The organism is Streptomyces sp. NPDC056503 (assembly GCF_042794995.1).
In the GTDB taxonomy this organism is placed as follows: Bacteria; Actinomycetota; Actinomycetes; order Streptomycetales; family Streptomycetaceae; genus Streptomyces.
Genome location: NZ_JBHTST010000145.1, coordinates 1 through 22,277, shown reverse-complemented (window position 1 = coordinate 22,277; position 22,277 = coordinate 1). Strand labels below are relative to the sequence as shown.

General features: G+C 72.2%; 26 protein-coding genes and 1 tRNA gene. 17 read left to right on the top strand and 10 right to left on the bottom strand.

Going from position 1 to position 22,277, the window contains the following annotated elements:
• On the bottom strand, window positions 1-437 hold a 437-nt coding region (locus tag ACFQ8C_RS31145), incomplete at its 3' end, for a carboxyl transferase domain-containing protein (RefSeq protein WP_383463983.1).
• A gap of 134 nt (window positions 438-571) precedes the next feature.
• Here ACFQ8C_RS31145 and ACFQ8C_RS31140 point away from each other — a divergent pair.
• The 5 genes from ACFQ8C_RS31140 to hutH all read left to right on the top strand — a co-directional run bounded on the left by ACFQ8C_RS31140 (window position 572) and on the right by hutH (window position 6,589).
• Window positions 572-1,423: a biotin--[acetyl-CoA-carboxylase] ligase gene (locus ACFQ8C_RS31140; RefSeq protein WP_383463980.1), complete on the top strand. Its 852-nt coding sequence runs from the start codon at window positions 572-574 to the stop codon at window positions 1,421-1,423.
• Between the two features lie 115 nt (window positions 1,424-1,538).
• On the top strand, window positions 1,539-2,771 hold the full coding sequence (locus ACFQ8C_RS31135) for an adenylate/guanylate cyclase domain-containing protein (protein ID WP_383463978.1): 1,233 nt from the start codon (window positions 1,539-1,541) through the stop codon (window positions 2,769-2,771).
• Window positions 2,772-2,823: 52 nt separating this feature from the next.
• Window positions 2,824-3,612, top strand: a complete 789-nt coding sequence (locus ACFQ8C_RS31130; RefSeq protein WP_383463976.1) for an enoyl-CoA hydratase/isomerase family protein — start codon at window positions 2,824-2,826, stop codon at window positions 3,610-3,612.
• 85 nt (window positions 3,613-3,697) lie between these two features.
• Window positions 3,698-4,831: a diguanylate cyclase domain-containing protein gene (locus ACFQ8C_RS31125; RefSeq protein ID WP_383463974.1), complete on the top strand. Its 1,134-nt coding sequence runs from the start codon at window positions 3,698-3,700 to the stop codon at window positions 4,829-4,831.
• Window positions 4,832-5,047: 216 nt separating this feature from the next.
• Complete coding sequence (hutH, locus tag ACFQ8C_RS31120; protein ID WP_383463986.1) at window positions 5,048-6,589, top strand: histidine ammonia-lyase; 1,542 nt, start codon at window positions 5,048-5,050, stop codon at window positions 6,587-6,589.
• Window positions 6,590-6,712: 123 nt separating this feature from the next.
• On the opposite strand, the gene ACFQ8C_RS31115 is transcribed toward hutH, so the two are convergent.
• Complete coding sequence (locus ACFQ8C_RS31115; RefSeq protein WP_383463972.1) at window positions 6,713-6,988, bottom strand: hypothetical protein; 276 nt, start codon at window positions 6,986-6,988, stop codon at window positions 6,713-6,715.
• A 115-nt stretch (window positions 6,989-7,103) separates the two neighbouring features.
• Between ACFQ8C_RS31115 and ACFQ8C_RS31110 the strand changes: the two genes are divergently transcribed.
• The 3 genes from ACFQ8C_RS31110 (at window position 7,104) to ACFQ8C_RS31100 (ending at window position 9,516) form a co-directional block, all read left to right on the top strand.
• Complete coding sequence (locus ACFQ8C_RS31110; protein WP_383463970.1) at window positions 7,104-7,490, top strand: hypothetical protein; 387 nt, start codon at window positions 7,104-7,106, stop codon at window positions 7,488-7,490.
• Window positions 7,491-7,695: 205 nt separating this feature from the next.
• Entirely contained in the window at window positions 7,696-8,967 is a 1,272-nt protein-coding gene (locus ACFQ8C_RS31105; RefSeq protein WP_383463967.1) for an Ig-like domain-containing protein, read from the top strand.
• Between the two features lie 150 nt (window positions 8,968-9,117).
• A complete protein-coding gene (locus ACFQ8C_RS31100; RefSeq protein ID WP_383463964.1) occupies window positions 9,118-9,516 on the top strand; it encodes a DUF1330 domain-containing protein in 399 nt (132 codons plus the stop codon).
• Here the strand turns inward: ACFQ8C_RS31100 and msrA are convergent.
• Together msrA and ACFQ8C_RS31090 are read right to left on the bottom strand one after the other, a co-directional pair.
• A complete protein-coding gene (gene msrA / locus ACFQ8C_RS31095; protein ID WP_383463962.1) occupies window positions 9,456-10,115 on the bottom strand; it encodes a peptide-methionine (S)-S-oxide reductase MsrA in 660 nt (219 codons plus the stop codon). The two genes, ACFQ8C_RS31100 and msrA, sit on opposite strands and share 61 nt — an antisense overlap.
• A gap of 81 nt (window positions 10,116-10,196) precedes the next feature.
• Window positions 10,197-11,303, bottom strand: coding sequence for a hypothetical protein (locus ACFQ8C_RS31090; protein ID WP_383463960.1), 1,107 nt, complete (start codon window positions 11,301-11,303; stop codon window positions 10,197-10,199).
• Window positions 11,304-11,431: 128 nt separating this feature from the next.
• Here ACFQ8C_RS31090 and ACFQ8C_RS31085 point away from each other — a divergent pair, with 128 nt between their 5' ends.
• A complete protein-coding gene (locus ACFQ8C_RS31085; RefSeq protein WP_383463957.1) occupies window positions 11,432-12,586 on the top strand; it encodes a cystathionine gamma-synthase in 1,155 nt (384 codons plus the stop codon).
• A 52-nt stretch (window positions 12,587-12,638) separates the two neighbouring features.
• On the opposite strand, the gene ACFQ8C_RS31080 is transcribed toward ACFQ8C_RS31085, so the two are convergent.
• The 4 genes from ACFQ8C_RS31080 to ACFQ8C_RS31065 form a co-directional block, all read right to left on the bottom strand.
• On the bottom strand, window positions 12,639-12,830 hold the full coding sequence (locus tag ACFQ8C_RS31080; protein ID WP_383463956.1) for a DUF1059 domain-containing protein: 192 nt from the start codon (window positions 12,828-12,830) through the stop codon (window positions 12,639-12,641).
• A gap of 56 nt (window positions 12,831-12,886) precedes the next feature.
• A complete protein-coding gene (locus ACFQ8C_RS31075; protein WP_383463955.1) occupies window positions 12,887-13,135 on the bottom strand; it encodes a hypothetical protein in 249 nt (82 codons plus the stop codon).
• Window positions 13,132-13,590, bottom strand: a complete 459-nt coding sequence (locus ACFQ8C_RS31070) for a sigma factor-like helix-turn-helix DNA-binding protein (protein ID WP_383463953.1) — start codon at window positions 13,588-13,590, stop codon at window positions 13,132-13,134. The genes ACFQ8C_RS31075 and ACFQ8C_RS31070 overlap by 4 nt, the downstream gene beginning before the upstream one ends.
• 93 nt (window positions 13,591-13,683) lie before the next feature.
• Window positions 13,684-14,181, bottom strand: a complete 498-nt coding sequence (locus tag ACFQ8C_RS31065; protein ID WP_383463951.1) for a MarR family winged helix-turn-helix transcriptional regulator — start codon at window positions 14,179-14,181, stop codon at window positions 13,684-13,686.
• 146 nt (window positions 14,182-14,327) lie between these two features.
• Here ACFQ8C_RS31065 and ilvA point away from each other — a divergent pair, with 146 nt between their 5' ends.
• From ilvA to ACFQ8C_RS31050, 3 genes are all read left to right on the top strand, one after another.
• A complete protein-coding gene (gene ilvA, locus ACFQ8C_RS31060; RefSeq protein ID WP_383463949.1) occupies window positions 14,328-15,557 on the top strand; it encodes a threonine ammonia-lyase in 1,230 nt (409 codons plus the stop codon).
• 63 nt (window positions 15,558-15,620) lie between these two features.
• Window positions 15,621-16,652, top strand: a complete 1,032-nt coding sequence (locus tag ACFQ8C_RS31055) for an ATP-binding cassette domain-containing protein (protein ID WP_383463946.1) — start codon at window positions 15,621-15,623, stop codon at window positions 16,650-16,652.
• Window positions 16,649-17,509 carry an ABC transporter permease gene (locus tag ACFQ8C_RS31050; protein ID WP_383463944.1) on the top strand — a complete coding sequence of 287 codons (861 nt, stop codon included), beginning with the start codon at window positions 16,649-16,651 and terminating at the stop codon, window positions 17,507-17,509. The genes ACFQ8C_RS31055 and ACFQ8C_RS31050 overlap by 4 nt, the downstream gene beginning before the upstream one ends.
• Window positions 17,510-17,576: 67 nt before the next feature.
• Here the strand turns inward: ACFQ8C_RS31050 and greA are convergent, their stop codons facing one another.
• Both greA and ACFQ8C_RS31040 read right to left on the bottom strand, forming a co-directional pair.
• Window positions 17,577-18,074, bottom strand: coding sequence for a transcription elongation factor GreA (greA, locus tag ACFQ8C_RS31045; protein WP_383463942.1), 498 nt, complete (start codon window positions 18,072-18,074; stop codon window positions 17,577-17,579).
• Between the two features lie 187 nt (window positions 18,075-18,261).
• Window positions 18,262-18,663: a DUF4307 domain-containing protein gene (locus ACFQ8C_RS31040; protein ID WP_383463940.1), complete on the bottom strand. Its 402-nt coding sequence runs from the start codon at window positions 18,661-18,663 to the stop codon at window positions 18,262-18,264.
• A 98-nt stretch (window positions 18,664-18,761) separates the two neighbouring features.
• Between ACFQ8C_RS31040 and mca the strand changes: the two genes are divergently transcribed.
• The 5 genes from mca (at window position 18,762) to ACFQ8C_RS31015 (ending at window position 22,236) form a co-directional block, all read left to right on the top strand.
• The gene (gene mca / locus ACFQ8C_RS31035) at window positions 18,762-19,643 is read left to right on the top strand and encodes a mycothiol conjugate amidase Mca (protein ID WP_383463938.1); all 882 of its coding nucleotides are present in this window, start codon (window positions 18,762-18,764) and stop codon (window positions 19,641-19,643) included.
• Between the two features lies 1 nt (window position 19,644).
• Complete coding sequence (locus tag ACFQ8C_RS31030) at window positions 19,645-19,878, top strand: hypothetical protein (RefSeq protein WP_383463936.1); 234 nt, start codon at window positions 19,645-19,647, stop codon at window positions 19,876-19,878.
• A gap of 358 nt (window positions 19,879-20,236) precedes the next feature.
• Window positions 20,237-20,866, top strand: coding sequence for a TetR family transcriptional regulator (locus ACFQ8C_RS31025; protein WP_383463934.1), 630 nt, complete (start codon window positions 20,237-20,239; stop codon window positions 20,864-20,866).
• A gap of 83 nt (window positions 20,867-20,949) precedes the next feature.
• Window positions 20,950-21,038, top strand: a tRNA-OTHER gene (locus ACFQ8C_RS31020).
• Between the two features lie 100 nt (window positions 21,039-21,138).
• Window positions 21,139-22,236: a ferritin-like domain-containing protein gene (locus ACFQ8C_RS31015; RefSeq protein ID WP_383463932.1), complete on the top strand. Its 1,098-nt coding sequence runs from the start codon at window positions 21,139-21,141 to the stop codon at window positions 22,234-22,236.
• Window positions 22,237-22,277: the final 41 nt, after the last annotated feature.

The following is a 22,277-nucleotide window of genomic DNA, read 5'->3' as shown; positions in this document are numbered from 1 at the left end:
CGGGCGCCGCCGGAGTCGTTGATGCCGACGACCGGGCAGCCGGTCTTCAGCGCGAAGTCCATCACCTTGATGATCTTCTGGCCGTACGTCTCGCCGAGCGCCCCGCCGAAGACCGTGAAGTCCTGCGAGAACACGGCGACGGGACGCCCGTCCACCGTGCCGTAGCCGGTGACGACGCCGTCGCCGTACGGCCGGTTCCTCTCCAGCCCGAAGTTGGTGGACCGGTGGCGGGCCAGCTCGTCCAGCTCCACGAAGGAGCCCTCGTCGAGCAGCAGGGCGATCCGCTCACGCGCGGTCAGCTTGCCCTTCGCGTGCTGCTTCTCCACCGCGCGCTCCGAGCCGGCGTGCGTGGCCTCGTCGATACGGCGCCTGAGGTCCGCGATCTTGCCCGCGGTCGTGTGAATGTCGTTCTCGTACTGCTCTGCCGGCTCGGACATCGGGATACGGCTCCCTGCCTGGTCACGGGGGGTTCGTTGACTGCGAATGGGCTACTGAAGGCCTACTGATCCGTAGGGTATCGACGCCGATACGGTTCGGCACTGCGGTCTTTGCCACACCTAGTCTGGCTTGCATGACGTCCTCCAACGCCTCCGGCGGTCCCTGGTCCGACCTCGAACGACCCCCGCTCAACGCCCGTGTGCTGCGTCAGGCCCTCCTCCTTCCGGAGGGGCTGTGGAGCTCGCTCGACGTGGTCGCGAGCACCGGGTCGACCAACTCCGACCTGGCCGCGAGGGCAGGCGAACTGCCCGAAGGGGCCGTGCTCGTCGCCGAGGAGCAGACCTCCGGGAGGGGCCGGCTCGACCGCAGCTGGAGCGCCCCCGCGCGGTCCGGGCTCTTCCTCTCCGTCCTGCTCAAGCCGGACGTGCCCGCGCACCGGCTCGGCTGGCTGCCGCTGCTCACCGGAGTGGCCGCCGCCACCGGCCTCGTGAAGGCGGCCGGCGTCGACCTCTCCCTCAAGTGGCCCAACGACCTGCTGGTGACGGTCGACGGCCAGGAGCGGAAGGCCGGCGGGATCCTCGCCGAGCGGGCCGGCGAGGACGGCGTCGTCGTCGGGCTCGGCATCAACGTCTCGCTGCGCGCCGACGAGCTGCCCGTCCCCACGGCCGGCTCCCTGCTGCTCGCCGGCGCCGTCTCCACCGACCGCGACACCCTGCTGCGGGCCGTCCTGCGCTCCCTCGCCGACTGGTACGGGGCGTGGGTGCGGGCCGACGGCGACCCCGAGGCGTCCGGGATCCAGGCGGCCTACACCGCCGAGTGCGCCACGCTCGGCCGCCGGGTCCGCGCCGACCTGCCGGGCGAGCGGATGCTGGAGGGCGAGGCGGTCTCCCTGGACGGCGACGGACGCCTGGTCGTCGCCACCGAGGGCGGCGGCACGGAGGCGGTCGGCGCGGGCGACGTCGTCCACCTGCGGGCGACGGGCTGAGCCCCGCACCGTTCCGGCGTGAGCCAGCCCACACCTGTCGTATCGTGGAGCGCGATCCAGGCGAACAGATCGGCAGGACAGTGGGCAGCGGCAGGGAACGGGCAGGAGGCGGCCGGTGACCGTCGACGACGCGAACACGGGCGACGGCCGGTCCGAGCCGCACGAGCCGGACCAGCCGGACCAGCCGTCCGGGGCGGACGAGCCGTCCGGGGCGGCCGGGGCGGCGGAACCCTCCGGGGCCGCCGAGCCCTCGGCGTACCCCACCCCCCACCACGCCGTCGACCACACGGTCGAGCCGACCGACGACCCGCTGGCCATCCGCCTCGAACAGCTCATCCTCGGCGCCGACCGCCGCTACACCCCCTTCCAGGCCGCCCGCACCGCGGGCGTCTCCATGGAGCTGGCCTCCCGCTTCTGGCGGGCCATGGGCTTCGCCGACATCGGGCAGGCCAAGGCGCTCACCGAGGCCGACGTGCTCGCCCTGCGGCGGCTCGCCGGCCTCGTCGAGGCGGGGCTGCTCAGCGAGCCGATGGCGGTGCAGGTGGCCCGCTCCACCGGGCAGACCACCGCCCGACTGGCGGAATGGCAGATCGATTCCTTCCTGGAGGGCCTGACCGAGCCGCCCGAGCCGGGCATGACCCGCGCCGAGGTGACGTATCCGCTGGTCGAGCTGCTCCTGCCGGAACTGGAGGAGTTCCTGATCTACGTGTGGCGGCGGCAGCTCGCCGCCGCCACCGGGCGGGTCGCGCAGGCCGCCGACGACGAGGAGATGGTGGACCGCCGGCTCGCCGTCGGCTTCGCCGACCTCGTCGGCTTCACCCGCCTCACCCGCCGCCTGGAGGAGGAGGAGCTGGGCGAGCTGGTCGAGGCCTTCGAGACCACGTGCGCCGACCTGGTCGCCGCGCACGGCGGCCGGCTCATCAAGACCCTCGGCGACGAGGTGCTGTACGCGGCGGACGACGCCGGCATCGCCGCCGAGATCGCGCTCCGGCTGATCGAGACCCTCAGCCAGGACGAGACCATGCCGGCGCTGCGGGTCGGCATCGCCTTCGGCACCGTCACGACCCGGATGGGCGACGTCTTCGGCACCACCGTGAACCTCGCCAGCCGGCTCACCTCGATAGCGCCGAAGGACGCCGTCCTGGTCGACAGCGCCTTCGCCGAGGAGCTGACCCGCACCGGCGAGGTGCCCGTCTCCGAGGCCGGGGCGGCGGAGGAGGCGGCCCGCGCCGAGAAGGAGGGGCGGGCCCCGGAGACGTACCGCTTCGCGCTCCAGCCCATGTGGCAGCGGTCCGTCCGCGGCCTCGGCGTCGTGGAGCCCTGGCTCCTGAACCGCCGGCCCACCTAAGATCCCTCCCGGTGAACCATGTGAACCGTCGTTAACCGGGAGGGCGCAGGAGATGTCCGAGCAGCGTTTTGGTGAGTTCGTGCTGGTCCGCAAGGAGGGACACGTCGCCGAGTTCGTCCTCGACCGGCCCAAGGCGATGAACGCGGTCTCCTCCGAGATGGCCCGCTCCATCGGCGAGGCCTGCGCGGCGCTCGCCGCCGACCGGGACGTCCGGGTCACCGTGCTGAGCTCCTCGAACGACCGCGCCTTCTGCGTCGGCGCCGACCTGAAGGAGCGCAACTCCTTCACCGACGCCGAGCTGGTCCGCCAGCGGCCCACCGCCCGCGCGGCCTACACCGGCGTCCTGGAGCTGCCGATGCCGACCGTGGCGGCCGTGCACGGCTTCGCCCTCGGCGGCGGCTACGAGCTGGCGCTCTCCTGCGACCTCATCGTCGCCGACGCCACCACGGTCGTCGGCCTGCCCGAGGTCTCCGTGGGCGTCATCCCCGGCGGCGGCGGTACGCAGCTGCTGCCGCGCCGGGTGGGTGCCGCGCGCGCCGCCGAGCTGGTCTTCACGGCCCGCCGGGTGGAGGCCGCCGAGGCCGCGGAGCTGGGCCTGGTGGACGTGGTCGCGGAGGACGCCCGCACGGCCGCCCTGGAGCTGGCCGGGCGGATCGCCGCGAACTCGCCGGTCGGGCTGCGCGCCGCGAAGAAGGCGATGCGTCTCGGCCAGGGCCTGGACCTGCGGGCCGGCCTGGAGGTCGAGGACGCGGCCTGGCGCTCGGTGGCCTTCTCGGGCGACCGCGCCGAGGGCGTGGCGGCCTTCAACGAGAAGCGGAAGCCGGAGTGGCCGGGGGAGTGACGTCCCGGATCCGAATTCTCGCGAGGTGTCACTTTCCGTGACGTCTCGGAAGGAAAACGGGTCAAACCTCCCTAAGCTGGAGGATATGGGAGAGGACGTGCGGCTGCGGGCCGTGGTGGCGCTGGCGCAGGGGATGGCGGCGGCGCACACCCCGCGCGAGTTCTGGCGGGCCGCGGCGCTCGGGGCGTGCGCCGGTCTCGACGGGAGCTTCGGCGCCCTGTCGGTCTGGGAGCGCGACCACGGGCGGCTGCGGGTGTTGGTGAACGCCGGGGAGCGGGCCGCCGGCGAGGAGGAGTTCCCGGACGCGGAGACGTATCCGGTGCACCAGTTCCCCGAGATCACCGAGTTCCTCCACGAGCGGTGGGCGGTCGGCGCCGGTCCGCACGCCTGGATCGAGACGGCCGGCGCGGAGCGGGTCACCGGGCGCGTCGAGGGCCTGCGGCGGCGCGGGCGGGGCGGCTGCGTGGTCGCTCCGATCGTGCTGCACGGCCGGGCCTGGGGTGAGCTGTACGTGGCCAGGCAGCTCGGGGCGAAACCTTTCATCAGCGCGGACGCCGACTTCGCCAACGTCCTCGCGGCGGTCGTCGCGGCCGGCATCGCCCAGGCCGAGCGCCTGGAGGAGGTCCGCAAGCTGGCCTTCACCGACCCCCTCACCGGCCTCGCCAACCGCCGCGCGGTCGACTCCCGCCTCGACGAGGCCATCGAGCGCTACCGGGCCGACGGCTCCGTCGTCAGCCTCGTCGTCTGCGACCTCAACGGCCTCAAGCGGGTCAACGACACCCACGGCCACGCCGTCGGCGACCGCCTCCTGGAGCGCTTCGGCTCCGTCCTCTCCCGCTGCGGCGCCCGGCTCCCCGGAGCCCTCGCCGCCCGGCTCGGCGGCGACGAGTTCTGCCTGCTGGCCGTCGGTCCGACCGCGGACGAGGTCGTCGCCGTCGCGGAGGAGCTGTGCGTCCGCGCGGCGGAGCTGGAGCTGGGCGAGGGCGTCGCCTGCGGGGTCGCCTCCACCGGCGACCCCATCGGGCCCCTGAAGTCGGCCCGCCGTCTCTTCCGCCTCGCCGACGCGGCCCAGTACCAGGCCAAGGCGGCCCGTTCCTCGAAGCCGGTCGTGGCCGGCCGCGACGGCACCGTCATCCGTCTCGCCGACGCCCCGCCCGGAGGGCGCGACCGCCGCCGCTTCCGCGACGCCCCGACGCTGGAGCCGCCCCCGGGGCCGTGACGCCCCGGAGCCGCTCCCGCCCCTCGCGCGGGCCGCGGCGGGCCGCCGACTCGCCCCGGGCGTGCCGGGGGAACGGGCCCGGGCGGGTCAGACTGGAACCGTCGCGTCCGCCCTCCGGCGCGGCCGGGTTCCGGTAAGGGGCCCAGTGCCGCCGGGGCAGTGACAGATTGCCTAGTGACAGGTCGGTCTTCAATCCGTAGGGTGCTGAATATGGATATGCAGACAGTCGTTCTCGGCACGTCCGGCACGACCCCGCAGGACGTCATCGCCGTCGCCCGTCACGGCGCCCGTGTCGAGCTGTCGGAGGGGGCCGTCGAGGCGCTCGCCGCCTCCCGCGCCGTCGTCGACGCGCTCGCCGCCAAGCCCGAGCCCGTCTACGGCGTCTCCACCGGGTTCGGCGCCCTCGCCACCCGGCACATCGACCACGAGCTGCGTACCCAGCTCCAGCGCAACATCGTCCGCTCGCACGCCGCCGGCATGGGCCCGCGCGTCGAGCGCGAGGTCGTCCGCGCCCTGATGTTCCTGCGGCTCAAGACCGTCGCCTCCGGCCACACCGGCGTCCGCCCCGAGGTCGCGCAGACCATGGCCGACGTCCTCAACGCCGGCATCACCCCGGTCGTCCACGAGTACGGCTCCCTCGGCTGCTCCGGCGACCTCGCCCCGCTCTCCCACTGCGCCCTCGCGCTCATGGGCGAGGGCGACGCCGAGGGCCCCGACGGCACCGTGAAGCCCGCCGGCGAGCTGCTCGCCGCCGCCGGCATCGAGCCCGTCGTCCTCCGCGAGAAGGAGGGCCTCGCCCTGCTCAACGGCACTGACGGCATGCTCGGCATGCTGGTCATGGCCCTCGCCGACCTCGACACCCTCTACAAGTCCGCCGACGTCACCGCCGCGCTCTCCCTCGAAGCGCTCCTCGGCACCGAGAAGGTCCTCGAACCCGAGCTGCACGCCATCCGCCCCCACCCCGGCCAGGCCGCCTCCGCCGCCAACATGCTGGCCGTCCTCAAGGGCTCCGGCCTCACCGGCCACTTCCAGGCCGGCGAAGCCCCCCGCGTCCAGGACGCCTACTCGATCCGCTGCGCCCCGCAGGTCGCCGGCGCCGGCCGCGACACCATGGCCCACGCCCTCCTCGTCGCCGAGCGCGAGCTGGCCGCCGCCGTCGACAACCCGGTCGTGCTGTCCAGCGGAGAGGTCCGCTCCAACGGCAACTTCCACGGCGCCCCGGTCGCGTACGTCCTCGACTTCCTCGCCATCGCCGCCGCCGACCTCGGCTCCATCGCGGAGCGCCGCACCGACCGGCTCCTCGACAAGAACCGCAGCCACGGCCTGCCGCCCTTCCTCGCCGACGACGCCGGCGTCGACTCGGGCCTCATGATCGCCCAGTACACGCAGGCCGCCCTGGTCAGCGAGATGAAGCGGCTCGCCGTCCCGGCCTCCGCCGACTCCATCCCGTCCTCGGCGATGCAGGAGGACCACGTCTCCATGGGCTGGTCCGCCGCCCGCAAGCTGCGCACCGCCGTCGGCAACCTCGCCCGGATCATCGCCGTCGAGCTGTACGCCGCCACCCGCGGCATCGAGCTGCGCGCGGGCCTCACCCCGGCGCCCGCCTCGCGGGCCGCCATCGACGCCCTGCGCGCCGCGGGCGTCGAGGGTCCCGGCCCGGACCGCTTCCTCGCGCCCGACCTGGCCGCCGCCGACGCCTTCGTCCGCGAGGGCCGCCTGGTCGCCGCCGTCGAGCCGGTCACGGGCCCGCTGGCCTGACCGGACCCGCACACGGCGAAGGGCCGCCCCCCCGGGGGCGGCCCTTCGCGTCGGTGCCTGTGTCGGTGCCTGTGCCGGTGCGGATACCGGCGCAGGTCCCGGCGCCGGTTCCCCGCGCCGGTGTCAGGAGGCGCGGCCGTGCCGCCGCATCGCCAGGGCCACGAACCCCGCGCCCACCCCGAGGAAACCGGCCCCGCCCAGCACGTACGCGGTCGTGTCCGGCCCCCCGGTCTCGGCCAGCCGGCCCCCGTCGTCCTGGCTCACGGGCGGGGCGACCCCGCTCCGTAGCCCCGCCCCGGCCGCCCCGTCGGAGGCGTTCGCCGAGGGGACGAACCACAGGGCGCACAGCAGGGTCCCCGCCGCGGTGGCGGTCAGCAGCGGGCGTCGGGCGGCGGACACGCGGATCTCGTTCTCCCTCACGGAAAGCCCCGCGGGAAGCCCGCGGTGCGCCGATGCTAGTGAACCCAGCGGGTCGCGGGAAAGCCGAGGCCGGGCAGACCCTACGCTCCCAGCCATGAGCACCTCCGAAACCCCCGCCACCGGCACCGAGACCGTCACCGAACCGGCCACCGGGACCGCCACCCGCCACGTCCGCCTCCGCGTCGACATCGTCCTGGAGATCGACGGCCCGGCCGAGCTGACCACCGCCGCGGAGGGGCGGATCGACTCCGACGAGTTCATGCCGGCCGACGAGCGCGAGCACGCCCGCGCCGCCGTCCGCGAGGACTCCGCCGAGGCCCTCGCCTACCTCGTGGAGCCCTTCGACCTGGTCCGCGACCTCCCCGGCGTCGAGCTGGTCCAGGCCGCCTGGAGCAGCGAGGAGATCGAGTACGACCCCGACGCGATGGAGTGGGAACTCGACGAGGAAGATGGGGCCGAGGAAGACGACGAGCAGCCGTAGAGGGGCGCCGGCCGCCCTGCCCGCAGGCCCCGGGACGGCGTCCCGGGGCCGTTTCGCGCCCGGATCACGGTCCGGCGGGAACCGGACGCTCCGCACCTGCGTGTCGGTCAGTGTTGTTCAGTGGTCTTCCCCACAAACCCCCCGCTTCCGGAACCGGAGGGGGTCTCATGGGTGTTCTGATGGATTGACAGGGAAATCGGCGACGATGGAGAAGCGTGTGATGACGGTCGGCAAGCACCGCAGGAGCCTGGCCGCGGCGGCGGCGGTGCTCAGCGGAGTACTCGTGCTCTCGGCCTGCAACGACGACGACGCGTCCGGCTCGGCCGCGTCCGGCTCGCCCACCGCCACCTCACAGGCCCAGGTCGACGAGGCCGCCGAGCAGAAGACCTCCAAGGCGCAGATCACCATCTCGCCGGAGAACGGCTCGCAGAACGCCTCCATCAACAACGCCGCCAAGGTCGCCGTCACCGAGGGCAAGCTCACCGAGGTCACCATGACCTCCGCCGAGGGCACCGCGGTCAAGGGCGAGATAGCGGCCGACGGCCTCTCCTGGAAGCCGACCGGCCAGCTGGAGCGCGCCACCGTCTACAAGATCGCCGCCACCGCCGTCGACGCGGCGGGCCTGGAGGCGCACGAGAACTCCTCCTTCACCACCGTGTCGAAGGAGAACAGCTTCATCGGCAACTTCACCCCCGAGGACGGCTCGACCGTCGGCGTGGGCATGCCGGTCTCGATCAACTTCAACAAGGCGATCACCGACAAGAAGGCCGTCCAGGGCGGCATCAAGGTCTCCTCCAGCTCCGGCCAGGAGATCGTCGGCCACTGGTTCAACTCGACCCGGCTCGACTTCCGCCCGGACGACTACTGGAAGGCCGGCTCGACCGTCACCCTCAAGCTCGACCTCGACGGCGTCGAGGGCGCCGACGGCGTCTTCGGCGTCCAGCAGAAGACCGTCACCTTCAAGGTCGGCCGCAGCCAGGTCTCCACGGTCGACGTCGCGAAGAAGACGATGACCGTCGTGCGCGACGGCAAGGTGATCCGGACGATCCCGATCTCCGCCGGCTCCCCGGACAACACCACCTACAACGGCGAGATGGTGATCTCCGAGAAGTTCAAGGAGACCCGGATGAACGGCGCCACCGTCGGCTTCACCGACTCCGACGGCAAGGGCGAGTACGACATCAAGGACGTGCCGCACGCCATGCGCCTGTCCACCTCCGGCACCTTCATCCACGGCAACTACTGGGGCGCCCGCTCCATCTTCGGCTCCGTCAACACCAGTCACGGCTGCGTGGGCCTCGCCGACGTCAAGGGCGCCGGCGACCCCAACCAGATGGCCGCCTGGTTCTACGACCAGTCGATCACCGGTGACGTCGTGATCGTCAAGAACTCCAAGGACAAGACGATCGCCCCCGACAACGGCCTCAACGGCTGGAACATGGACTGGACGGCCTGGAAGGCCGGCTCCGCGGCCTGATCCCGCCCCGCACGCGCGAAAGGGCCCCCTCCACGTCGGAGGGGGCCCTCCCGTTTGCCCGGAGGGCCCCTTCACGCCGGAGGCGGTCCCCTTCCTTCCATGACGTCCGAGGTAATCGACCCGGCGGACCCGCCCCGGCACGCTGGTCCCATGACCGCATACGCGATGGCGAACCTCAGCCCGAAGCCGGTCCTCGACCCCGAGGTCCTCGACTACATGGAACGGATCCAGGACACCCTGGACCCCTTCGGCGGACGCTTCCTCGTGCACGGCGCACCCCGCCGCGAGGTCCTCGAAGGACAGTGGCCCGGCGCCCTCGTGATCATCGCCTTCCCGTCGTACGAGAAGGCGAGGGCCTGGTACGACTCCGAGCCGTACCAGGCCCTGCTGCCCCTGCGCACCCGCCACATGGCGGGCGACATCCTGATCATCGACGGCACCCCCGAGGGGTACGCGGCCGCCGCGACGGCCGCCGCGCTGCGGGCCGGCTACTCCGCCGGGGCCACCCCGATCGGGCAGGAGACGCCCGTGCCGCCGATGCCGCAGTAGCCCGCCGGGTTCTTGTCGAGGTACTGCTGGTGGTAGGCCTCGGCCGGGTAGAAGGGGCGGTCGGCGGCGGGGAGGACCGCGGTGGTGACCTCGCCGTAGCCGGAGGCCGTCAGGACCTTCTGGTAGGCGGCCCGGGACGCCTCGGCGGTCTCGGCCTGGGCGGGGGAGTGGGTGTAGGCGGCGGAGCGGTACTGGGTGCCCACGTCGTTGCCCTGGCGGAAGCCCTGCGTCGGGTCGTGGGACTCCCAGAAGAGCTTCAGCAGGGCCTCGTACGACACCTTCGCCGGGTCGAAGACGACCCGGACGACCTCGGTGTGCCCGGTGAGGCCCGAGCAGACCTCCTCGTACGTCGGGTTCGGCGTGTAGCCGCCCTGGTAGCCGACGAGCGTCGTCCAGACGCCGTCGGCCTGCCAGAACTTCCGCTCGGCGCCCCAGAAACAGCCGAGGCCGAAGTCGGCGACCTCCAGGCCCTCCGGGTACGGGCCGAGCAGCGGGTTGCCGAGCACCGTGTGGCGCTCGGGGACGGAGAACTCCGGCTCCGGGCGGCCGCGCAGGGCCTGCTCCGGGGCGGGCAGGACGGGGGTGCGGGACAGGAACATGCGGCATCTCTCCTCGACGCGGTTCGGCAGTGGGCACAACGCCGGCGCGCGCACCGCTGTTCCCCGGACGGGGCGGCCCCCTCAGCGGCGCAGCGTCGCCGGGCTCCCGCCGTTCGCCTCGTAACCGGCCACCGCCAGGTTCCGGTACAGGGTGTACTCCGCCGCCGGGTCGCCGCTCAGCGTCCACGGCACCGCGCCCACGTGGCCGTCCACGTGCACCAGCTGGTGCATCGCCTCCGCCCAGCGCTCGCCGCGCACCAGGAAGTGCACGAGCAGGTGGCGCACGTGCGCCAGCATCGGGTCGTCCGCGCGGGCCGAGTGCACCGCGTACAGCGCGCCCTCCATCGCCTTGCTCACCACCGCCGTGCGGTAGAAGTCCTGCACGAGCACCACGTCCGGCACGTGCTCGAAGACCGCGAAGAGCGGCAGCGCCGCCAGCAGCGAGCCGTGCGGCGCCCGCGCCGCCGCCGTCGTCGCGAAGTGGTCGGCCTCCTCGCGCGAACCGTGCCACTTCTCGCACCAGTAGTGCAGCGCCGCCAGGTGCGCCCCCATGTGCTGCGGCGCCCGGTCGATGACCTTCGCCCACACCCGGTCGAACTCCTCGTGGGGGTAACCGAGTCCGCGTGCCACCGCCAGCTGCGTGATGTACGGGACCGGGTCGCCGGGAGCCAGGAGGGCCGCCTCCTCGGCGACCTTCCGGGCCTCCTCCAGGATGATCCGGAAGTCGTCGCTGCCGGCCGCGGAGGAGCGCCACGCCTGCTGCACCAGGAACTCCGCGTGCACGGCCGCCGCGCCCGCGTCCTTCGGCGCGTCCGAACGCCAGGCGCGCAGCCAGGCCCCGCCGGCGCCCGGCTTCTCCGCGAGCTCCAGGGAGGCCGCGCCCGCGAAGGCCTGGACGCGCTGCCAGCGGACCTCGCCCTCCTTCGCCGTGCCGGCCAGCAGCTGGGAGGCGGCCCGCCAGTCCTGGGTCGCCTGGACGACGCGGAGGACGTCGAGGAGATCGTGGTCCGGCCCCGGGAGCCGCACGTCCAGCTCCTCCTGCCGGACGAATCCGTACGCGTCCGGGTCGGCCGCGTCGGGCGTGCCGGGCGCGACCTGCCGGATGCCGCCCGAACGGCGCCGCAGCAGATAGGGGCCGAGGACGCCGAAGAGCAGGCCCAGGGCGATCAGGAACCAGAGAATCTCCATGCGTCCATTGTCCAGGACACCGACGGGGACGAGCCCGGCCGGGACCGGGCTGTGGATAACTCCCGGACCGCGCCGCGGCTGTGGACGAATCGCGGCGGCGGACCGGCCCCGGCACTACGCTCCTGACCATGAGCGACCAGCACACCCACCAGAACTTCGAGACCCGCGCCATCCACGCGGGCAACACCGCAGACCCGCTGACCGGCGCGGTCGTCCCGCCCATCTACCAGGTGTCCACCTACAAGCAGGACGGTGTGGGCGGGCTCCGCGGCGGCTACGAGTACAGCCGCAGCGCCAATCCGACCCGGACCGCCCTGGAGGAGAACCTGGCGGCCCTGGAGGGCGGCCGGCGCGGCCTCGCCTTCGCCTCCGGCCTCGCCGCCGAGGACTGCCTGCTGCGCACCCTCCTCGCCCCGGGCGACCACGTGGTCATCCCCAACGACGCCTACGGCGGCACCTTCCGGCTCTTCGCCAAGGTCGTGCAGCGCTGGGGCGTCGACTTCTCCGTGGCCGACACCTCGGACGTCGCCTCGGTGCGCGCCGCCGTCAACGACCGCACCAAGCTGATCTGGGTCGAGACCCCCTCGAACCCGCTGCTCGGCATCACCGACATCGAGGCCGTCGCGGGCGTGGCCCGGCAGGCCGGCGTGAAGCTGGTCGTCGACAACACCTTCGCCTCGCCCTACCTCCAGCAGCCGCTGGCGCTCGGCGCGGACGTCGTCGTGCACTCCCTCACCAAGTACATGGGCGGCCACTCCGACGTCGTCGGCGGCGCCCTGATCGCGGCCGACGCCGAGCTGGGCGAGGAACTGGCGTACCACCAGAACGCGATGGGCGCGGTGGCCGGCCCCTTCGACTCGTGGATCGTGCTCCGGGGCATCAAGACCCTCGCCGTCCGCATGGACCGGCACAGCGAGAACGCCACGAAGGTCGCCGACTTCCTCACCCGGCACCCGAAGGTCACCCAGGTCCTCTACCCGGGCCTCGCCGAGCACCCCGGCCACGAGATCGCGGCGAAGCAGATGCGCTCCTTCGGCGGCATGATCTCCTTCCGCGTCGAGGGCGGCGAGGAGGCGGCGGTCGGCGTCTGCGACCGCGCCCGGCTCTTCACCCTGGGCGAGTCCCTCGGCGGCGTCGAGTCGCTCATCGAGCACCCGGGGCGGATGACGCACGCGAGCGTCGCCGGCTCGGCCCTGGAGGTCCCGGCCGACCTGGTCCGCCTCTCGGTCGGCATCGAGAACGTCGACGACCTGATCGCCGACCTGCGCGAGGCGCTGGGCTGATCCGTCCGCGGGGCCCGGGCGCGGCGATCCCGTCCCCGGGCCCCGTGACCGCTCAGGTCCCGGGCAGCGCGTCCTTCAGGCTCGCCCGCACCTCCGCCCTCAGCTCCGGGGAGTCCGTGTGCTCGTGGACGGAGATCGCGTGCTCGGTCGCGGCGCGGACGACCTCCTCCTCCTCGCCCGAGATGTAGAGGGAACAGCCCGACACGCTCGGGGCGTCCCGGCAGTCGGCGGCTTTCCTGGTCATGTCGGCCTCCTGCGGTGGTGTTCCGACCGACCCCCTCCTCCAGGCTAGGGCCGACCTCACGGCCCGGCGAACGGCGGCGTCGTCGCGGCCGGCGGCGGCTCCCAGGGGCGGGCGTCCGCCGCCCACACCGTGAAGGCGAGCGCGGCGATCCCGGCCAGCACCCCGCCGGTCCGCCGCAGCGCCCGCTCCCGCCGCAGCGCCCGGCCGCCCCGGGCCGCCGCCCGCGCGGCCAGGTCGCCGGGGACCGGCGGGTGGGGCGTGTCGAGCAGCCGCCGGACGGCGGCCTCCTTGTCGCCGTGCCTCATGCCGCCGCCTCCCGCCTGTGCCGCTCCCGCATCCGGGCCACCGCCCGCGCGCACACCGCGCGGACCCGGGCCTCCGGGAGGCCGAGCAGCGCGGCGGTCTGTTCCTCGGGCACGCCCTCGTACAGGCGCAGCACGAGGACCAGCCGCTCCTGCGGGGTGAGGACGCCGAGGATCCCGCCACGGCCGGTGCGGTGCCGCCAGGCGGTGCGGGCGAAGCGCAGGGCGAGTCCGTCGCGGGTGAGGGCGTACGGATCCTCGTCGCGGCCCCGGTCGCGGACCGCGTACGTGTGGGCGAGGGCGGCGGTCAGCAGGGCGCGGGCGTACGGGTTGCGGGCCCGGGTCTCGGTGGTCAGCAGGGTGGCGACGTGCAGCAGCCGCCCCGCCGCGCCGGCCACGAAGGCGTCGAACTCCCCGGCACGGGCGGCGTGTTCGGACCGGCTCCGCTGCTTGTCCACACCTCATCTAGCGGGCAGGGACGAATCGGGGTCAACCCCTGTGCGCCCGCCGGTGCGCGGTGTCCCGCGCCGTTCCTCCCGCCGCTTCCCGCGTCATCCCTGCGCCGGACCGCCGCCGCCGGCCTGGCGGGCGGAGAGCGCCGCGTTGAAGCGGGTGAGGAGGGAGCAGAAGGACTCGCGCTCGTCCTCGGTCCAGCCGTCCGTGACCTCGGCCATCAGCGTCCGGCGCGAGGAGCGGACCTCCTCCAGGCGCTCCAGGCCGCGGGGGGAGAGCTGGAGGACGACCGCGCGGCCGTCCTCGGGGTGCGAGGCGCGACTGACGAGTCCGGAGTCGACGAGCGGGGCGACCTGGCGGGTCACGGTCGAGGAGTCGATCCCCATGCCCGCCGCGAGCGCCTTGACGCCCATCGGCCCTTCCTGGTCGAGGCGGTTGAGGAGGAGGTAGGCGGCCCGGTCCATGGAGTTGCGGAGCTGTCCGGTGCCGCCGAGACGGGTCTGCTCGGCCCGGCGGGCGAAGACGGCCACCTGGTGCTGGAGGGCATCGAGGAGGCCGGGGTCGAGCTCGGTCGTCATGTCCTGAGATGTGGGCATGGCTGGGGGGCTCTCTCGTGCGGGGGTGGTCGGTGTGGGGGACAGAGTACGCGGACGGGACGGGCTCCGTACCGGCCGTGCGCAAACCCGCCGCGGGGCCGCCGGTCGCGCGGCCGCGGGGCCGGTGAGCTGCGAGACTTGGGGTCATGACCTTCGGTACGCCATACCCCTTGCACCGGCTGATGCTCGACGACGTGCGCGGCGCGCAGAAGATGCTGTCGGGGGTGGCGCGGATGACCGCCCTGGAGGGCAGCCGCCACCTGTCGTCGCTGGTGGGGGCGCCGGTCCTGCTCAAGTGCGAGAACCTCCAGCGGACCGGTTCGTTCAAGCTGCGCGGCGCGTACGTGCGGATCGCGGGGCTCCGGCCGGAGGAGCGGGCGGCGGGGGTCGTCGCCGCCTCGGCGGGCAACCACGCGCAGGGTGTGGCGCTCGCCTCACAGCTCCTCGGGGTGCGCGCGACGGTCTTCATGCCGATCGGCGCCCCGCTGCCGAAGGTCGCGGCCACCCGCGAGTACGGCGCGGACGTGCGGCTGCACGGACACGTGGTGGACGAGACGCTGGCCGCCGCGCAGGAGTACGCGCGGGAGACCGGCGCGGTCTTCATCCACCCCTTCGACCACCCCGACGTCATCGTCGGCCAGGGCACGGTCGGCCTGGAGATCCTGGAGCAGTGCCCCGAGGTCCGCACGATCGTCGTCGGGGTCGGCGGCGGCGGGCTCGCGGCCGGGATCGGGCTGGCGGTGAAGTCGGTCCGGCCGGACGTGCGGATCATCGGTGTCCAGGCGGAGGGCGCGGCGGCCTATCCGCCGTCGCTGGCCGCCGGGCATCCGGTGGTGGTCGAGTCGCCGGTGACGATGGCCGACGGCATCAAGGTCGGCCGGCCGGGCGACGTGCCCTTCGGGCTGGTCCAGGAGTACGTGGACGAGGTGCGCACGGTCTCGGAGGACGCGCTCTCCTCGGCGCTGCTGCTCTGCCTGGAGCGGGCGAAGCTGGTGGTGGAGCCGGCCGGGGCGAGCCCGGTGGCCGCCCTGCTGAGCGACCCGGCCTCCTTCCGGGGCCCGGTGGTCGCGGTCCTCTCGGGCGGCAACGTGGACCCGCTGCTGCTCCAGCGGATCCTGCGGCACGGCATGGCGGCGGCGGGGCGGTACCTGAGCCTGCGGCTGCGGGTGGCGGACCGGCCGGGGGCGCTGGCGACGCTGCTCGCGGTGCTGACGGTGGTCGACGCGAACGTCCTCGACGTCAGTCACGTACGGACCGATCCGCGGCTCGGCCTCACGGAGGTGGAGGTGGAGCTGCACCTGGAGACGAAGGGGCCGGAGCACTGCCGGGAGGTCGAGGGGGCGCTGCGGGAGGCGGGGTACACGGTCCTGGCCTGAGCGAGCCACTCCACACTGTCCTAGGATCGACAGAAATGCCCGAAATGATCCGGGAGTGTGGACATGCCAGGCGCGATCCATGCCGAGGGACTGGTGAAGACCTTCGGCGACGTCACCGCACTGGACGGGGTGGACCTCGACGTGCCCGAGGGCACCGTCCTCGGCCTGCTCGGCCCCAACGGGGCGGGGAAGACGACCACCGTACGGGTCCTGACGACCCTGATCCGGCCCGACAGCGGCACCGCCGCGGTCGCCGGCCTCGACGTCCTGGAACACCCCGACGAGGTCCGCCGCGCCATCGGCCTCTCCGGCCAGTTCGCCGCCGTCGACGAGTACCTCACCGGCCGCGAGAACCTGCAGATGGTCGGGCAGCTCTACCAGATGAAGGCGCGGGCCGCGAAGGCCCGGGCCGCCGAGCTCCTGGAACGCTTCCACCTCGCCGACGCGGCCGACCGCCCCGCCAGGACCTACTCCGGCGGCATGCGCCGCCGCCTCGACCTCGCCGCCGCCCTGGTCGTCTCCCCGCCCGTGATGTTCATGGACGAGCCGACCACCGGCCTCGACCCCCGCAACCGCCAGGCCCTGTGGGAGGTCATCAAGGAACTCGTCTCCGGCGGCACCACCCTCCTCCTCACCACCCAGTACCTGGAGGAGGCCGACCACCTGGCCCACGACATCGCCGTCGTCGACCACGGCAAGGTCATCGCCCGCGGCACCTCCGACCAGCTCAAGGCCCGCACCGGCGGCGAGCGCGTCGAGGTCGTCGTCCACGAACGCGACGCCCTCTCTCCCGCCCGCGCCGTCCTCGCCCGCTACGGCCCCGGCGAACGCGGCCTCGACGACGTCTCCGTCGAGGACCACACCCGCAAGCTCACCGTCCCCGTCACCGGCGGTGCCAAGCTCCTCGCCGAGGTCATCCGCGACCTCGACGCCGTCGGCGTCGAGATCGACGACATCGGCCTGCGCCGCCCCACCCTCGACGACGTCTTCATCTCCCTCACCGGCCACGCCGCCGCGCTGGCACAGGAGGAGGAGAACGGCGGGGAGTCCGCGCGGGCCGAGTCCCGCAAGCACCGGAAGGAGCCGGCCGCGTGACCGGCCTCGGCGACACCGCCCCGCCCGTCCCCGCGCCCCGGGGCGGGATCGCCCAGTCGTTCGCGGACTCCCTGGTCATCACCAAGCGGAACCTGATCCGCATGTCCAGGATCCCCGAGATGATCCTGTTCGGGCTGATCCAGCCCGTCATGTTCGTCATCCTGTTCACGTACGTCTTCGGCGGCTCGATGCAGATCGGGAACAGCACCGACCCGGACGTCTACAAGAACTTCCTGATGGCGGGCATCTTCGCCCAGACCGTCACCTTCGCCACCGCCGGAGCGGGCGCCGGCATCGCCGACGACATGCACAAGGGGCTCATCGACCGGTTCCGTTCGCTGCCGATGGCGCGCGGCGCGGTGCTGACCGGTCGCACGATGGCGGACCTCGTGCAGACCGCCCTCACCCTGACGGTCCTCGCGATCGTCGCCCTGCTCATCGGCTGGCGACCGGGCTACGCCGCGCCGACCAACCTCGGGAGGATCCTGCTGGGCTTCGGCCTGCTCCTCCTCCTCGGATACGCCTTCACCTGGATCGGCGCGCTCATCGGCCTGTCCGTGCGCACCCCGGAGGCCGCGACCTCGGGCGGTCTGATCTGGCTCTTCCCCGTCACCTTCATCTCGAACGCCTTCGTCGACTCCAGCAAGCTCCCCGGCTGGCTCCAGCCGGTGGCGGAGTGGAACCCGTTCAGCGCGACCGTCCAGGCGTGCCGCAAGCTCTTCGGCGATCCGGGCCTCTCCCCGTCCGACGCGTGGCCGATGCAGTACCCGGTGTGGGCGTCGCTGATCTACTCGGTCCTGATCGTCGTCGTCTTCCGCACCCTCTCCGTCCGCAAGTACCGCTCCGCCTCCACCTGAGGGCGGGCGACGACGAAGGGCCGGTCCCCCGGGGGGACCGGCCCTTCGTCGCGTGCGAAGCGGGGGGTCAGGAGCTGTACGGCTTGGCGGTGAGGATCCTCACCATGGCCTTCTTGCCGTTCGGCAGCTCGTACTCGGCGTCGTCGCCGGCCTTCTTGCCGTTGACGCCGATGCCGAGGGGGGACTGCGGCGAGTAGGTCTCGATGTCGTCGCTCGCGTACTCGCGGGAGGCGAGCAGGAAGGTCATCGTGTCGGACTCGTCGCCGTCGAAGGCGATCGTCACGACCATGCCGGGCTCGACGACGCCGTCGTCCGCCGGGGCCTCGCCGACCTTCGCGTTCTGCAGCAGCTGGGTCAGCTGGCGGACCCGGAGCTCCTGCTTGCCCTGCTCCTCCTTGGCCGCGTGGTACCCGCCGTTCTCGCGCAGGTCGCCCTCCTCGCGTGCGGCGGCGATCTTCGCGGTGATCTCGGTACGCGCGGGACCAGACAGGTACTCAAGCTCGTCCTTGAGCTTGTTGTACGCCTCCTGGGTGAGCCAGGTGACGTTGTCGCTGGTCTGGGTCACAGGTGCTCCTCGTAGGTACTGGGAATACAAAGCATCGCCCTACACGGAAAGCGCGCCTTCCGGGTGGGCGAAACCACGAGCCTAACAATGTGTGGCGGAAAGCGGGAGGACATAAACCATCGGGATGGCGTCGGTCCAGGTCACCGGGGTGGCCCGCCGGGGCTCGTCCCCGTGTCCCTACCCACCGCTACCGCGCCGTACACCCCAGCAGCTCGGCGCTGGTGGCGCGGGCGGTGGTGCGCAGGGAGTAGACGCGGTCGACCCGGCCGGCCGGATCGTCGACCACGACGTCCTTGCGGGCCACCTCGGCGCCGTCCTCGGAGCGGGAGCGGAGCGTGCACACGCCCTCGACGCCCTCGTCCTTGCGGACCTCCAGGTGCACCTGCACCTCGGACTCGCTCACCACGTCGAACTTGATCATCTCGGCGCTGATCTTGTTGTCGACGACGTAGTGCCAGCCGAACCAGCCGATCATGGCCAGGAAGAGGGTCCCGAGGACGGCTCCGACGACCTTCAGCTTCCGGTCGGCCCGCTCGTCCGCCGAGCGCCCGTAGCGCCCCTCGGGCGGCTGCTCTCGCACGGCGCTCATGGTTCGGTCCTCTCGGGGCGGGGGCGGCGGAATTTTCGTCCCCCCGATTCCGTCACTATAGAGACCACCCTCCGCGTCGAATCACTGAGGATCGAGTCTTGACTGAGCAGCTGCGACTGATGGCCGTTCACGCCCACCCCGACGACGAGTCGAGCAAGGGCGCGGCGACCATGGCCAGGTACGTGTCCGAGGGGGTGGACGTCCTCGTGGTGACGTGCACGGGTGGCGAGCGCGGCTCGGTCCTGAACCCCAAGCTCCAGGGCGACCCCTACATCGAGGAGAACATCCACGAGGTCCGCCGCAAGGAGATGGACGAGGCCCGGGAGATCCTGGGCGTCCAGCAGGAGTGGCTCGGCTTCGTCGACTCGGGGCTGCCCGAGGGCGACCCGCTGCCCCCGCTCCCCGAGGGCTGTTTCGCCCTGGAGGACGTGGACCACGCGGCCGGCGAGCTGGTGCGCAAGATCCGTTCCTTCCGTCCGCAGGTCGTCACGACCTACGACGAGAACGGCGGCTACCCGCACCCCGACCACATCATGACCCACAAGATCACGATGGTGGCCTTCGACGGCGCGGCCGACGCCGAGAGGTTCCCCGAGGCCGAGTACGGCCCGGTCTTCGCGCCGCAGAAGCTGTACTACAACCAGGGCTTCAACCGCCCCCGCACCGAGGCGCTCCACCAGGCGCTCCTCGACCGGGGCCTGGAGTCCCCGTACGGCGAGTGGCTGGAGCGGTGGAAGGAGTTCGAGCGCAAGGAGCGGACGCTCACCACCTTCGTCCCGTGCGCCGACTTCTTCGAGACCCGCGACCGCGCGCTGATCGCCCACGCCACCCAGATCGACCCGGAGGGCGGCTGGTTCCGCGTCCCGATGGAGATCCAGAAGGAGGTCTGGCCGACGGAGGAGTACGAGCTCAGCAAGTCGCTGGTGCCGACCTCCCTCCCCGAGGAAGATCTCTTCGCGGGCATCCGCGACAATGCCTGACATGAGCGCACACCTCGCACTGACGCAGCTGGTCCCCTTCGCCGCCGAGGAGCTGGACAAGAACAAGGTGACCCCCGGCGTCCTCGGGTTCGTCGTCTTCGCCGTCCTCGCCCTCGCCGTCTGGGCGCTGATGAAGTCGATGAACCGCCACATGCACAAGATCGACTTCGAGGAGGCCCCGGCGCCCGCCGAGGCCTCCCCGGGCACCGGCAAGACCGCGCCCGCCTCGAAGTAGCGAAAGGCGACCCGCCGCACCCGTACCGCGCTCTCCGCGGTACGGGTGTCCGGCATTCCGGTGTCGGGGCGGAATGCGGACGGCGCATTCGGTATTCCCCTGGCGCGGCGCGGCCCTGCGGTAGAGTGCGGGGCGCCTGGGGGGCAGGTCGCGAGAGCGCCACGGCCGAAGGCTCATCCGCCTGCTCGAAGCGGAGACCGGCACCGCCGTCCTGGAATCCCGTGAGACAGCCCGCGCCGACGCGTCACGTCACTCCGCTCGCCACGCGACCCCGCCGCGGCCGGCTTTCGCCCCGCAGCGTCACCACCCGCTGTCGTGTTCAGGGGAAGGGAGTGCAAGGGTGCGGCAAGAGCGCGCGATGAGGACGAGAGGGCAGATCCTGGACGCGGCCGGCGTGCTGTTCGCCGCCCTGGGATACGAGACGGCGACCGTCGTCGACCTGCTCTCGCATTCCGGAGTGACCAAGGGGGCGTTCTACTTCCATTTCTCCTCCAAGGAGGACGTCGCCCGGGCCCTGTTCAGCGAACAGAGCCCCCGCCTGGATCCGGTGGCACCGCAGAAGTTCCGGCTCCAGGAACTCGTGGACGGACATCTCGTCCTCACCAGCAGACTGCGCAACGGGGCCCGGGAACGCGGCTGCTTCCGGCTCTGTCTGGAACAGGGGCTCGACGAGGAATTCCGCCGGAACTGGTATCTCGACCGCGTCCTGTTCGACGAGGAACTCCTGACGGCGGCGCGGGAGGCGGGAGAGCTCGCCGCGTGCGTGGCCGTACGGGAGACGGCGGAGTGCCTCATCAGCGCCTCCATGGGGCTCCAGCTCATGTCCCAGACCGTCATCGACGACGCCGACACGGGCATGGAACGGCGGATCGCGCAGCTGCTGCGGAACGTCATGTCCGATATCGCGATGCCGGACGTCTACGCGGAACTGGACATCAGCCAGGACCGGGGGATCCGACTCCTGGAGGAGTCGGGAGCGGTGCTGTGACCTGCTGAGATTCCCGTCTCAGCGGCATGTCAGGAGCTTCTGGCACTGTTGTTCACGTCGCCGGAAGCCACCGGCGAGGAAAGGGAGAGATACCCGTAGCGGCCCAACGGGGCCCGGACTCGTCCGGGCTGGGGCTATACGCCCCTCGCAGGTTCGAATCCTGCTCTCTCCGCTGCGTTTGCAAGACGTGGACGGCGACGTGTCCGGCGATGTGAACATCTCGCCGGACACGTCGTCGTGCAGCGCTCGTCGCGACCGCAGGAGACATTCTTATGGAACTCGCCTGGAACATCCCCATGCAGGGCACGAGCCATTTCACATGGGAATACGATTCCGAGCGCGAAACCCTGCTGAACCTCTATCAAAAGGGCAAGGACAAGCAGTGGGACAGCGCCAAGCGCATCGACTGGTCCCTCGAAGTCGACCCCTACGACGTCCTCGGCACCCCTGAGCACACGCTCGGCCTGTACGGCTCGAAGCAGTACTCGAAGCTCAACGTACGGGAGAAGCAGGAACTCCGGCAGCACATGGCCGCCTGGGAATTCAGCCAGTTCCTCCACGGTGAGCAGGGCGCGATGATCTGCTCCGCGCGCATCGTGGAGTCCGTCCCCGACATCGACTCGAAGTTCTACGCCTCCACCCAGGTCATGGACGAGGCGCGGCACATGGAGCTCTTCTCCAAGTTCGTCAAGGAGAAGATCGAGATGACCTACCCGATCAGCCCCCACCTCAAGGAGCTGCTCGGCCAGGCGCTGACGGACTCCCGCTGGGACATGCCCTACCTCGGCATGCAGGTCCTCATCGAGGGGCTCGCCCTCGCCGCCTTCGGCATCCTGCGGGACAAGACCACCAAGCCGCTGCCGAAGCAGATCCTGTCGTACATCATGCAGGACGAGGCCCGGCACGTGGCCTTCGGACGGCTGGCGCTGCGGGACTACTACAAGAACCTGAGCAGCAAGGAGCTGGCGGAGCGCGAGGACTTCATCGTCGAGGGGTGCTACCTGATGCGGGACCGCCTGCGGATGCAGGAGGTCTGGGAGAACCTCGGCTTCGACATGAAGGAGTGCATGGAGTACATGAACAACGGGCCCCGCATGCGGGCCTTCCGCTCCCTGCTCTTCACCCGGATCGTGCCGTGCGTCAAGGACATCGGCCTGTGGAGCCCGAAGATCCGGCAGGCGTACGACGACATGGGCGTCCTGGACCTCGCCGGCGGCGACCTGGTCAAGCTGATGGAGTCCGACGAGCTCCAGGCCGAGGCGCTGGACGCGGAGCGCCGTGAGATGGAGGCGAGGCGCGCCGAGGTGCACGAGGCCATCGCGGAGGGCGTGCTCGGCGGTCCCGCCGGCGCCGGCGCCGGCGCGGCCTGAGCCCGGCGGCCGTCCGGTCCCGGAGCCGGGGCCGGGCGGCC